The following is a 12,640-nucleotide window of genomic DNA, read 5'->3' as shown; positions in this document are numbered from 1 at the left end:
GGTCGATGTAACACGCCAGACACTGCAATCGGCTCCCTCTCCCTCTGGGAGAGGGCTGGGGTGAGGGCTTTCGAGCTCAAGCCCGGATCAAACATTCAGCGCAAAATTCATCCGAAACTGCTGCGGCGTCACCCCAAGCCGCCGGTTGAACACACTGCGCATATGCTGCGCATCACGAAACCCGCACTGATACGCCACGGTTTTCAGGGGCGCCGTGGTGCTTTCCAGCATCACCCGCGCCGCATCCACCCGCGCCCGTTCGACAAACTCCGCCGGGGTCACTTTGGCTTCCCGCGTGAATACTCGGGAAAAATTGCGCGCACTCATGTTCGCCGCATTGGCCAGATCGGCAATCGTCAGGTCGCCGGTGAGATTGGCCAGCACATACAACTGCACCAACGCCACCGCTGACGTCGGCTCGGCATGCGGCGTGAGGAACGGGCTGAACTGCGATTGCCCGCCCGAGCGCTGGGTGAACACCACCAGCCGTTTCGCCACACTCAGCGCGACCTCGGCACCGTGGTCGCGCGCCAGCAGGTACAGCGACAGATCGATCCCCGCCGTGACCCCGGCCGAGGTGTAGAGCGCGCCATCCTCGACGTACAGGCGGTCCGCCTCGACCCGCGTGGTCGGGCACAAATGCGCCAACGCCCCGGCATCGTTCCAGTGCGTGGTGACAGTGCGCCCTTCCAGCAAACCGGCGCGGGCGAGCATGAACGCGCCGTTGCAGATCGAGCCGCAACGCCGGGCGCGGCCACAGGCATCGCGCAGCCAGGCGTCGAACGTGGGGCCGAAATCCATGAATGGCAATTGCGGGCCGCCGGCGACCAGCAACAGGTCAGGGCTGTCCGTTGCCTGGCTGAAGTGGCAGTGGGCGTTCAGGCTCATTCCGTTGGAACAGGCCATCGGCCCGTGCTCGACGCCGATCACTTGCAAGCGATAGTGATCCTGCGGCGCGAGGAAGCGGTTGGCTTCGGCGAACACGTCCATGGGGCCGCTGACGTCCAGTGACTGCACGCCGGGGAACACCACAATGGCGACGGATTTGTTCATGGCTCAAACGTCCTCAATACCTGTGACAAACACACAAACCTGTGGGAGCGAGCATGCTCGCGAAGAGGCCATCACCCGCAACATAGCTGTCGAATGACACACTGCCTTCGCGAGCAGGCTCGCTCCCACATGGGCCGTGCCGGGCTTGTTGATCGAGCCACCCTTGCCGGTCCCACACCCGACAAGTGAGCTTGGCACGATTTGCAGGCGGATTGGCAAGGATCGCAGCCATGACTCGATTGTTCGCTTGGCGCGCGGGGAACAGACTTTTCCCAGCAGCGCCACGACGGCGTTTTCGACGAGGAAACCGTTATGACCAGCACCATCGCCGGCATCAAGATCCCTGACAGCGCCCTCGCCCGGGCCACCACCGAGTACATTCGCGACATCGAATCCGACCTGCTTTATCACCACTCGCGCCGGGTGTTTCTGTTCGGCGCCTTGAGCGGCGAGCGCCAGCAACTGGCCTATAACCGGGAGCTGCTGTACGTCGGCGCAATGTTCCACGACCTTGGTCTGGTCGCAGGCCATCGCAGCGATGACGAGCGCTTCGAAGTGGACGGCGCAAATGCCGCCGCAGCCTTTCTCAAGCCGTACGGGCTGAGCGACGACGACATCGAGCAAGTCTGGCTGTCGATCGCGTTGCACACCACGCCGGGCGTGCCCAGGCATCTGCGCCCGACCGTAGCACTGGTGACCGCCGGGGTGGAGATGGACGTGCTGGGCATCGATTACGCGGCGTTCAGCAGCGTGCAGCGCGAAGCCGTGGTGCATGCGCATCCGCGTGGGGAGGGTTTCAAGGAATGCATCATCTGCGCGTTCGTCGATGGCTTGCGCCATCGCCCGCAGACGACGTTTGGCAATGTGAAGACTGATGTGCTGGTGGATCAGGAGCCGGGGTTTCGGCCGATGAACTTTGTTGAGGTCATCCGCAAGTCTCCCTGGACTGCTTAAAACCAGATTTGGAACTGGGCCCTGTGGCGAGGGGATTTATCCCCGTTGGGTTGCGAAGCGACCCCAAAAAAACAGGCCTGCTGCGCAGTCCATCGGGGATAAATCCCCTCACCACAAAAGCCCGCTCCCACATTTTGATTTGGGTTGGCCTCGCAAATGAGACCAACCCGTCGGCTCACACAGTCTGCGGCGCAGGCGCGCGTCGCGCGTCCGGTTGCTTCCATGAATCGGCAGCGCTTTCTTCGATGGCTTGCTGGATGGCTTTCTTGCGGGCTTCTTCGGCGCGGCGGCTGAAGAACCAGACGAGGAAGGTCACCAGCGACACTGCCAGCAGAATCAGGCTGGCCACGGCGTTGATCTCGGGTTTCACACCAAGGCGCACCGCCGAGAACACTTCCATCGGCAGGGTCGTCGAACCCGGGCCGGAAACGAAGCTCGCCAGCACCAGGTCATCCAGCGACAGCGCGAACGACATCATCCCGCCCGCCGCCAGCGACGGCGCGATCATCGGGATGGTGATCAGGAAGAACACCTTCCACGGCCGCGCGCCCAAGTCCATCGCCGCCTCTTCGATCGACAGGTCCAGCTCACGCAAGCGCGCCGACACCACCACCGCCACATACGCCGCACAGAACGTGGTGTGGGCGATCCAGATGGTGACGATGCCGCGCTCCTGCGGCCAGCCGATCATCTGCGCCATGGCCACGAACAGCAGCAACAGCGACAGACCGGTGATCACTTCCGGCATCACCAACGGCGCGGTCACCAGACCACCAAACAGCGTGCGACCCTTGAAGCGCGTCACCCGCGTCAGCACGAACGCCGCCAGCGTCCCCAGTGCCACAGCGGCAATCGCGGTGTAGCAGGCGATTTCCAGCGAGCGCAGCACCGAGCCCATCAGTTGCGTGTTGTCGAGCAGGCCGACATACCACTTGATCGACCAGCCGCCCCACACCGTCACCAGTTTCGAGGCGTTGAACGAGTAGATCACCAGGATCAGCATCGGCAGGTAGATGAACAACAGACCCACTACCAGCATCAGGCTGGAGAAACGGAAGCGCTTCATTCTTTACCCTCCATTTCCTTGGCCTGACTGCGGTTGAACAGAATGATCGGCACAATCAGGATCGCCAGCATTACCACCGCCAGCGCGGACGCCACCGGCCAGTCACGGTTGTTGAAGAATTCTTGCCAGAGCACCTTACCGATCATCAGGGTTTCCGGACCGCCAAGCAGCTCCGGAATCACGAACTCGCCGACCACCGGAATGAACACCAGCATGCAGCCGGCAATGATGCCGTTCTTGGACAGCGGAATGGTGATTTTCCAGAAGCTGTTGAAGGTGCTCGAACCCAGGTCCGACGCGGCTTCCAGCAGGCTCTGGTCATGTTTGACCAGGTTGGCATACAGCGGCAGGATCATGAACGGCAGGTACGAATAGACCACGCCGATGTACACTGCGAGGTTGGTGTTGAGGATCTGCAGCGGCTCGTCGATCAGGCCCATGCTCATCAGGAAACCGTTGAGCAGGCCGTTGTTGCTGAGGATGCCCATCCACGCATACACGCGGATCAGGATCGCGGTCCAGGTCGGCATCATGATCAGCAGCACCAGCACCGTTTGCAGCTCTTTGCGCGCACTGGCGATGGCATAGGCCATCGGGTAACCGATCAGCAGGCAGAGCACAGTGCTGATAAAAGCCATTTTCAGCGAGCCGAGATAGGCGGCGATGTACAGCTCGTCGTCGCCGAGCATCGCGTAGTTGCCCAGGTTCAGCAGCAGTTGCAGCTTCTGCTCGGCGTAGGTGTAGATCTCGGTGTATGGCGGGATCGCCACGTCGGCTTCGGCGAAACTGATCTTCAGAACGATGAAGAACGGCAGCATGAAGAACAGGAACAGCCAGATGAACGGCACCCCGATGACCATTTGCCGGCCATTGGGGATGATTCGGTTCATGCGGCGTTTGAATTTGCGCATGTTCATGAGCGAAGTACCACGCCGCTGTCGTCTTCCCACCACACGTAGACCTGATCGCCCCAGGTCGGACGCGCGCCGCGACGTTCGGCGTTGGCGACGAACGACTGCACCAGTTTGCCGCTCGGCAATTCGACGTAGAACACCGAGTGCCCGCCCAGATAGGCGATGTCGTGGACCTTGCCGCTCGACCAGTTGTATTCGCAGGTCGGCATGTCGGCGGTGACCAGCAGCTTCTCGGGACGAATCGCGTAGGTTACGGACTTGTCCTGCACCGAGGTGCTGATGCCGTGGCCGACGTAGATCTGCCGGTCGAGGTCCTTGCAGGTGATGGTCGCGTGGCCTTCGGCGTCGTCGATCACTTCGCCTTCGAAGATGTTGACGTTGCCGATGAATTCGCAGACCAGACGGCTGGTCGGGGTTTCGTAGATGTCGATCGGGCTGCCGATCTGCGCGATCCAGCCCAGGTGCATGATCGCGATGCGCTCGGCCATGGTCATGGCCTCTTCCTGGTCGTGGGTCACCATCACGCAGGTCACGCCGACGCGCTCGATGATTTCCACCAGTTCCAGTTGCATCTGCGAACGCAGTTTCTTGTCCAGTGCGCCCATCGGTTCGTCGAGCAGCAACAGCTTCGGCCGCTTGGCCAGCGAACGGGCCAGGGCCACGCGCTGACGCTGACCGCCGGACAGTTGATGCGGCTTGCGCTTGGCGTACTGGCTCATCTGCACCAGCTTGAGCATCTCGGCCACGCGGGCGTCGATTTCAGCCTTGGGAATCTTGTCCTGCTGCAGGCCGAAGGCAATGTTCTGCGCCACGGTCATGTGCGGGAACAAAGCGTAAGACTGGAACATCATGTTGATCGGACGGTCGTACGGCGGCATGTCGGTGATGTCGACGCCGTCGAGGAAAATCCGCCCTTCCGTGGGCCGTTCGAAGCCTGCCAGCATCCGTAGCAAGGTGGATTTGCCCGATCCCGAACCGCCGAGCAGGGCGAAAATCTCGCCCTTCTTGATTTCCAGGGACACGTCGTCCACGGCAATCGTCTCGTCGAACTTCTTCGTGACCCGGTCGATTTTGACCAGCACCTGTTTTGGTGTCTGGTCGCCCTCGAGGGCTTTCTTGTAGGCGCCGGAGGCAACTGCCATTTACGAAACTCCCAACAGAAGCAGCAGTTCGCCACGCAAGACGAACCCTGGATAGTTTGTGCGTTATTTGCCCGACTTGACCTTGGTCCAGTTGCGGGTCATCAAACGCTGAATATTGGCTGGCAACTCGGTCGACACGTAGGTCTTGTCGAGGACTGCTTGCGGTGGGTAAACCGCTTCATCGGTGCGAATGGATTGTTCCATCAGCTTGTCCGAACCCGGGTTGGGGTTGGCGTAACCGACGTAATCACTGACCTGGGCGATCACCTCAGGTTTCAGCAAATAATTGATGAAGGCGTGGGCTTCCTTGACGTTGGACGAATCCTTGGGGATCGCCAGCATGTCGAACCACAGCGCGCCGCCCTCTTTCGGAATCGAGTAGGCGATGTTGACGCCCTTCTTCGCTTCCTCGGCACGGTTCTTCGCCTGGAAGATGTCGCCGGAGAAACCGATGGCCACGCAGATGTCGCCGTTGGCCAGATCGCCGATGTATTTCGAGGAGTGGAAATAGGTCACGTATGGACGCACCGTGAGCAGCTTGGCGGTGGCTTTTTCGTAGTCCTTGGTGTTGGTGCTGTTGGCGTTCAAGCCCAGGTAATTGAGCATGGTCGGCATCATTTCATCAGCCGAATCGAGGAACGCGACACCGCAGCTGTGCAGCTTCTTAATGTTTTCCGGTTCGAACAGCACGGCCCAGGAATCGATCTTGTCGATACCGAGCACGGCCTTGACCTTGTCGACGTTGTAGCCAATGCCGTTGGTGCCCCACAGATACGGCACGGCGTAGAGGTTGCCGGGATCGTTCTGCTCCAGGCGCTTGAGCAGCACCGGGTCGAGGTTGGAATAATTGGGCAGCTGCGCCTTGTCGAGCTTCTGGAACGCGCCCGCCTTGATCTGCTTGCCAAGGAAGTGGTTCGACGGCACGACCACGTCGTAACCGGTGCGCCCGGCGAGCAGCTTGCCTTCCAGGGTTTCGTTGGAGTCGAAGACGTCGTAGACCGGTTTGATCCCGGTCTCTTTCTCGAAGTCGGCCAGGGTCGACTCGCCGATGTAATCGGACCAGTTATAAATATGCACCGTACCGGCGGCCTGGGCTCCGACAGCGATTGTCAGGCCGGCAGCGGCCAGCAGGGCTTTGCGCAAAGAAGAAAATACAGGCAAGTGGAGGTCCTCTAAATTGATTGGGCCCAAGTTGCCCCGCGCTGCATGACAGCCATGGCTGCCCGACAACAAAACCGGCGCGCAACTTACCCTCGAAAAACCGATCCAGCAAAACTTTCTGTCATTTAATTTCCACTGGCCGCCGTCGCGGCGACGACGGCCAGTGGTTGTGGCGACAAACCGGCTTATTTGCCCGATTTGATCTTGGTCCAGCTGCGGGTGATCAGGCGCAGCGTGGCGGCGTCCAGATCGCTGATCGCATAGAGCTGCTTCTTCACTTCAGCCGACGGGTAGATGCTCGGGTCGCTGGTGATGTCCTTGTCCACCAGAGGCGTCGCCGCCTTGTTGCCGTTCGGGAAACGCACGGCGTTGGTGATGCCGGCCATCACTTGCGGCTCCAGCAGGTAGTTCATGAACTTGTAGGCGGCTTCGACGTTTTCGGCATCCTTGGGAATGGCGACCATGTCGTAGAAAGTACCGGCGCCTTCTTTTGGAATGGTGTAGGCCAGTTTGACCTTGTCACCGGCTTCCTGAGCGCGGGTCTTGGATTGCTCCAGGTCACCCGAGTAACCGACGGCGACGCAGATGTTGCCGTTGGCAAGGTCGGAGATGTACTTGGACGAGTGGAAGTAGGCGACCGAAGGACGGATCTTCAGGAACAGGTCTTCGGCGGCTTTCAGATCAGCCTTGTCCTTGCTGTTGGTCGGCTTGCCCAGATAGTGCAATGCCGCCGGAATCATTTCGGTCGGGGCATCGAGGAAGCTCACGCCGCAGCTTTTGAGTTTCTCGATGTTTTCCGGCTTGAACACCACGTCCCACGAATCGATCTTGTCGATGCCCAGTGCAGCCTTGACCTTGGCCGGGTTGTAACCGATGCCGATCGAGCCCCACATGTACGGGAAGGCGTGCTTGTTGCCCTGGTCGCTGGCATCGCCAACGGCCTTGAGCAGGTCTTCGTCGAGGTTTTTCCAGTTTGGCAGCTTGGACTTGTCCAGCTCCTGGTAAACGCCGGCCTTGATCTGCTTGGCGAGGAAATTGTTGGAAGGCACCACGATGTCATAACCGGACTTGCCGGCCAGCAGCTTGGCTTCCAGGGTTTCGTTACTGTCGAAGACGTCGTAGACGACTTTGATCCCGGTGGCTTTTTCGAAGTTGGCCACGGTGTCCGGCGCGATGTAGTCGGACCAGTTGTAGACGTGCAGCACCTTGTCGTCCGCGTGCACCGCACCCGCCATCATGCCCGCCATGGACAGCGCGAGCAGAGTCTTGCCAGCTAGCTTTTTACCTAATGCCTTCATGCGTCATGCTCCAAATTTTTCTTTTTTGAACCACTTTGTTCAGCGGCCGAACCCGGACAACTGGAACCGCGGCTAGTCTGGCAAGATCCGAGGCGGTCTTTCAACAAAAGACCAGCCTTTCTGACAGCTTTGAGCGAGTGCGCCGCAGCTCCCCCGCTCAAAGCCTAGCACCTAGGCCTGCAGCGCACCGAGGGTCAGGTCCAGACACTTGCGTGCTTTTGTAACCAGCTCATCGATCTCCGCTTTGCTGATCACCAGCGGCGGCGCAATGATCATGGTGTCGCCCACCGCGCGCATGATCAGGCCGTTGTCGAAGCAGAACTGCCGGCAGATCATGCCCACGCCCTTGCCTTCGTAACGCTTGCGCGTGGCCTTGTCCTGCACCAGCTCGATCGCCCCCAGCAGACCGACGCCGCGAACTTCACCCACCAACGGGTGATCGTTCAGCTCGCGCAGACGTTTCTGCAAATACGGTGCCGTTTCGTTGTGAGCGTTCTCGATAATTTTTTCGTCGCGCAGGATGCGGATGTTTTCCAGGCCCACCGCTGCTGCCACCGGGTGCCCGGAGTAAGTGAAGCCGTGATTGAAATCGCCGCCTTCATTGAGCACGGCCACCACCGAATCACGCACGATCAACCCGCCCATCGGGATGTAGCCGGAGGTCAGGCCCTTGGCGATGGTCATCATGTGCGGCTTGAGGTCGTAGAAATCGCTACCGAACCACTCACCGGTACGGCCGAAACCGCAGATCACTTCATCGGCAACGAAAAGGATGTCGTACTTGGCGAGGATCTCCTTGATGCGCGGCCAGTAGGTATCGGGCGGGATGATCACGCCACCGGCACCCTGGATCGGCTCGGCAATAAAGGCACCGACGTTGTCGACGCCGACTTCGAGAATCTTTTCTTCGAGCTGATTGGCCGCCCAGATGCCGAACTCTTCCGGCGACATGTCACCGCCTTCGGCGAACCAGTACGGCTGCGCGATGTGGACGATGCCCGGAATCGGCAGGTCGCCCTGCTCGTGCATATAGGTCATGCCGCCGAGGCTCGCGCCGGCCACGGTAGAACCGTGATAACCGTTCTTGCGGCTGATGATGACTTTCTTGTTCGGCTGGCCTTTGATCGCCCAGTAGTGGCGGACCATGCGCAGCATGGTGTCGTTGCCTTCGGAGCCGGAGCCGGTGAAGAACACGTGCTTCATGCCTTCTGGCGCCACGTCGGCAATCGCCTTGGCCAGTTCCAGTGCCGGCGGGTGTGCGGTCTGGAAGAACAGGTTGTAGTAAGGCAGTTCGCGCATCTGTTTGGCGGCGGCATCGGCCAGTTCATCGCGACCGTAACCGATCGCCACGCACCAGAGGCCCGCCATGCCGTCGAGGATCTTGTTGCCTTCGCTGTCCCACAGATAAACGCCCTTGGCGTTGGTGATGATCCGCGGGCCTTTCTCTTTCAGTTGCTTGAAGTCGCTGAACGGTGCCAGGTGGTGATCGCTGCTCAGCGCTTGCCACTCACGAGTTTGCGGGTTGTTGCTGGTCATGCCAATTCTCCTTGTTATCGGTGAAGGCGCGACGGCTGGCCGCCGCGCCCGGCGTATCAGACGGCGAAGAGCAGGTACTCACGCTCCCAGGAACTGATCACGCGCTTGAAGTTTTCATGCTCGGCCCGCTTGACCGCGACGTAGCCGGTGATGAAGGTCTTGCCGAGGTACTTCTCGATGGTCGCGCTGTTTTCCATACGCTCCAGCGCGTCCTCGATGGTCAGCGGCAGGCGCAGGTTGCGGCGCTCGTAACCACGGCCGACCACAGGCGCGCTCGGGTTCAGGCCCTCGACCATGCCGATGTAACCGCAGAGCAGGCTCGCGGCAATCGCCAGGTACGGGTTGGCGTCGGCGCCCGGCAGACGGTTTTCCACGCGGCGGTTCTGCGGGCCGGCATCCGGTACGCGCAGGCCTACGGTACGGTTCTCTTCGCCCCACTCGACGTTCACCGGTGCCGAAGTGTCCGGGAGGAAGCGGCGGAACGAGTTGACGTTCGGCGCGAACAGCGGCAACAGCTCGGGGATCAGTTTTTGCAGACCACCGATGTGGTGCAGGAATAGTTGGCTCATCGTCCCGTCTTCGTTGGAGAAGACGTTCTTGCCGGTCTGAATGTCGATGATGCTCTGGTGCAGGTGCATGGCGCTGCCCGGCTCACCGGTCATTGGCTTGGCCATGAACGTCGCCGCTACGTCGTGCTTGAGCGCGGCTTCGCGCATGGTGCGCTTGAACACCAGAATCTGATCGGCCAGCGACAGGGCGTCACCGTGACGGAAGTTGATTTCCATCTGCGCGGTGCCGTCTTCGTGGATCAGCGTGTCGAGGTCCAGCTCCTGCAATTCGCACCAGTCGTAGACGTCTTCGAACAGCGGGTCGAATTCGTTGGCCGCTTCAATGGAGAACGACTGCCGGCCGATTTCCGGACGGCCCGAGCGGCCGATCGGCGGCTGCAACGGATAGTCAGGGTCGTCGCTGCGCTTGGTCAGGTAGAACTCCATCTCCGGCGCCACGATTGGCTGCCAGCCCTTGTCGGCATACAGCTTCAAGACTTTCTTGAGGACGTTGCGCGGCGACAGCTCGATCGGGTTGCCTTGCTTGTCGTAGGTGTCGTGGATCACCTGCGCAGTCGGCTCGATGGCCCAAGGCACCAGGTACACGGCGTTCTGGTCGGGGCGGCAGATCATGTCGATGTCGGCCGGGTCGAGCAGTTCGTAATAGATGTCGTCTTCGACGTAGTCGCCGGTCACGGTCTGCAGCAGCACGCTCTCCGGCAGACGCATGCCTTTCTCGGCGATGAACTTGTTGGTCGGCGAAATCTTGCCCCGGGTAATGCCGGTCAAGTCGCCGATCATGCATTCGACTTCTGTGATCTTGCGGTCTTTCAACCAATCGGTGAGCTGGTCGAGGTTGTTACTCATAAATGCCTCTGGGCTGAGTCTCCTGACGCGATGTCAGGCAATTTTGACGCTTGCGGCGTCGCGTTAAAGGGGGCTTGCTCGCGCAGTGCCGGCTTACGCCTGGCACCGCGCATAGACAATGAAAGAGGAGCTTACCTGCCCTTGACGCTGGCGTTGCATTTCCCGTGCACTTTGCAAACGTGCAGAATCACAAGCATGACGCTGAGTGCGGCACGGGCTTTGGGAGGGAAAGAGTTCTATAGTGAAAGGAGACGCCATAAAGCGGATGCTGTGCCCGACGTCCAGAATATCGGACGCTGCCGTTTTGCCGGATGTTGACGAGCGTGTCGTCGACAGGCTGCGCGCCTTGCTGGCTGCGCTAGGGACGGATTGATCGCCACTGATGTGATGAGCATGCAGACCGGACTGTTGCGAGCAGTCGGTGATGCCGATTAACGGCAGGCGAGACATGAAGCACCCCGGTATTATTGCTGTTATGGGTTTGACCGGAGCTTAGCCTTGTTCATTTTTTTACACAACACCCCCGTAAAAAATACAACACGGCCTGCTCAAGCCCGCAGCTGAGCAACGTTCAAGGTTTGAAAAAACGCCCCAAAGTGCCCCATAAATGCCCTCAAAGCGCTTTTTCGGGGCAAAAAAGGCCTCGCTTGACTTCGGCAGGCCGTTCGGGTTGACTGAAACCAGAAAAGATCAATGATTGATATTTTTAACAACAAAGGTGTTGCATCATGTCGGTACCCCCGCGTGCCGTTCAGCTTAACGAAGCGAACGCGTTCCTTAAGGAACATCCTGAGGTTCTGTACGTTGACCTTCTGATTGCGGATATGAATGGTGTGGTGCGCGGCAAGCGCATCGAACGCACCAGCCTCCACAAGGTTTACGAGAAAGGCATCAACCTGCCGGCCTCTCTATTTGCTCTGGATATCAACGGCTCCACGGTGGAAAGCACCGGCCTGGGCCTGGACATCGGCGACGCCGATCGCATCTGCTATCCGATCCCCGATACCCTGTGCAACGAGCCATGGCAGAAGCGCCCGACCGCGCAGCTGTTGATGACCATGCACGAACTCGAAGGCGATCCGTTCTTCGCCGATCCCCGTGAAGTGCTGCGCCAGGTGGTGACCAAGTTCGACGAGCTCGGCCTGACCATCTGCGCCGCCTTCGAACTCGAGTTCTACCTGATCGACCAGGAAAACGTGAACGGCCGTCCGCAGCCGCCACGCTCGCCGATCTCCGGCAAACGCCCGCACTCGACGCAGGTCTACCTGATCGACGACCTCGACGAATACGTCGACTGCCTCCAGGACATTCTGGAAGGTGCCAAAGAGCAAGGCATCCCGGCCGATGCGATCGTCAAGGAAAGTGCCCCGGCGCAGTTCGAAGTGAACCTGCACCACGTCGCCGACCCGATCAAGGCCTGCGACTACGCCGTCCTGCTCAAGCGTCTGATCAAGAACATCGCCTACGACCATGAAATGGACACCACCTTCATGGCCAAGCCGTATCCGGGCCAGGCGGGCAATGGTCTGCACGTACACATTTCGATTCTGGACAAAGCCGGCAAAAACATTTTTGCCAGCGAGGATCCCGAGCAGAACGCCGCGCTGCGTCACGCGATCGGCGGTGTGCTCGAGACCCTGCCGGCGCAGATGGCTTTCCTCTGCCCGAACGTCAACTCCTACCGTCGCTTCGGCGCGCAGTTCTACGTACCGAACTCGCCGTGCTGGGGCCTGGACAACCGCACCGTGGCGATTCGCGTACCGACCGGCTCTGCCGATGCCGTACGTATCGAGCACCGCGTGGCCGGCGCCGACGCCAACCCGTACCTGCTGATGGCTTCGGTACTGGCCGGCGTGCACCACGGCCTGGTCAACAAGATCGAACCGGGCGCGCCTGTCGAAGGCAACAGCTACGAGCAGAACGAACAGAGCCTGCCGAACAACTTGCGCGATGCCCTGCGCGAGCTGGACGACAGCGAGGTGATGGCCAAGTACATCGATCCGAAGTACATCGATATCTTCGTCGCCTGCAAGGAAAGCGAGCTGGAGGAGTTCGAACACTCCATCTCCGACCTTGAGTACAACTGGTATCTGCATACCGT

Annotated in this window: 10 protein-coding genes and 1 pseudogene; 2 read left to right on the top strand and 9 right to left on the bottom strand. The window is 60.0% G+C overall.

Annotation, left to right across the window (positions count from 1 at the left end):
- Positions 1-87: 87 nt before the first annotated feature.
- Positions 88-1,053 carry a GlxA family transcriptional regulator gene (locus D6877_RS20575; protein ID WP_130911949.1) on the bottom strand — a complete coding sequence of 322 codons (966 nt, stop codon included), beginning with the start codon at positions 1,051-1,053 and terminating at the stop codon, positions 88-90.
- A gap of 312 nt (positions 1,054-1,365) precedes the next feature.
- Between D6877_RS20575 and D6877_RS20570 the strand changes: the two genes are divergently transcribed.
- A complete protein-coding gene (locus tag D6877_RS20570; RefSeq protein WP_130911948.1) occupies positions 1,366-2,007 on the top strand; it encodes an HD domain-containing protein in 642 nt (213 codons plus the stop codon).
- Positions 2,008-2,182: 175 nt separating this feature from the next.
- Here D6877_RS20570 and D6877_RS20565 read toward each other — a convergent pair whose 3' ends face one another.
- The 8 genes and pseudogenes from D6877_RS20565 to D6877_RS30025 all read right to left on the bottom strand — a co-directional run.
- Positions 2,183-3,073, bottom strand: a complete 891-nt coding sequence (locus tag D6877_RS20565) for an ABC transporter permease subunit (RefSeq protein WP_130911947.1) — start codon at positions 3,071-3,073, stop codon at positions 2,183-2,185.
- On the bottom strand, positions 3,070-3,951 hold the full coding sequence (locus D6877_RS20560) for an ABC transporter permease subunit (RefSeq protein ID WP_178083722.1): 882 nt from the start codon (positions 3,949-3,951) through the stop codon (positions 3,070-3,072). The genes D6877_RS20565 and D6877_RS20560 overlap by 4 nt, the downstream gene beginning before the upstream one ends.
- Before the next feature lie 35 nt (positions 3,952-3,986).
- Complete coding sequence (potA, locus tag D6877_RS20555; RefSeq protein WP_016772662.1) at positions 3,987-5,129, bottom strand: polyamine ABC transporter ATP-binding protein; 1,143 nt, start codon at positions 5,127-5,129, stop codon at positions 3,987-3,989.
- A gap of 63 nt (positions 5,130-5,192) precedes the next feature.
- Positions 5,193-6,290, bottom strand: coding sequence for a polyamine ABC transporter substrate-binding protein (locus tag D6877_RS20550; protein WP_130911945.1), 1,098 nt, complete (start codon positions 6,288-6,290; stop codon positions 5,193-5,195).
- Positions 6,291-6,475: 185 nt separating this feature from the next.
- Positions 6,476-7,588: a polyamine ABC transporter substrate-binding protein gene (locus D6877_RS20545; RefSeq protein ID WP_039757472.1), complete on the bottom strand. Its 1,113-nt coding sequence runs from the start codon at positions 7,586-7,588 to the stop codon at positions 6,476-6,478.
- A gap of 171 nt (positions 7,589-7,759) precedes the next feature.
- Positions 7,760-9,124, bottom strand: a complete 1,365-nt coding sequence (locus D6877_RS20540; protein ID WP_130911944.1) for an aspartate aminotransferase family protein — start codon at positions 9,122-9,124, stop codon at positions 7,760-7,762.
- A 56-nt stretch (positions 9,125-9,180) separates the two neighbouring features.
- Positions 9,181-10,539 (bottom strand): glutamine synthetase family protein, encoded by a 1,359-nt coding sequence (locus D6877_RS20535; protein WP_016772658.1) that lies wholly within the window; start codon positions 10,537-10,539, stop codon positions 9,181-9,183.
- A 333-nt stretch (positions 10,540-10,872) separates the two neighbouring features.
- Positions 10,873-10,989: pseudogene (locus D6877_RS30025) on the bottom strand (gamma-glutamyl-gamma-aminobutyrate hydrolase family protein); the annotation flags it as partial.
- A 278-nt stretch (positions 10,990-11,267) separates the two neighbouring features.
- On the opposite strand from D6877_RS30025, the gene D6877_RS20530 reads away from it, so the two are divergent.
- A partial coding sequence (locus tag D6877_RS20530; RefSeq protein WP_016772657.1) for a glutamine synthetase family protein occupies positions 11,268-12,640 on the top strand: 1,373 nt, incomplete at its 3' end.

This window comes from Pseudomonas sp. Sample_9 (assembly GCF_004307535.1).
In the GTDB taxonomy this organism is placed as follows: domain Bacteria; phylum Pseudomonadota; class Gammaproteobacteria; order Pseudomonadales; family Pseudomonadaceae; genus Aquipseudomonas; species Aquipseudomonas mercuritolerans.
The sequence above is the reverse complement of the archived record's forward strand: the minus strand, read 5'-3'. Positions and strand labels throughout refer to the sequence as shown.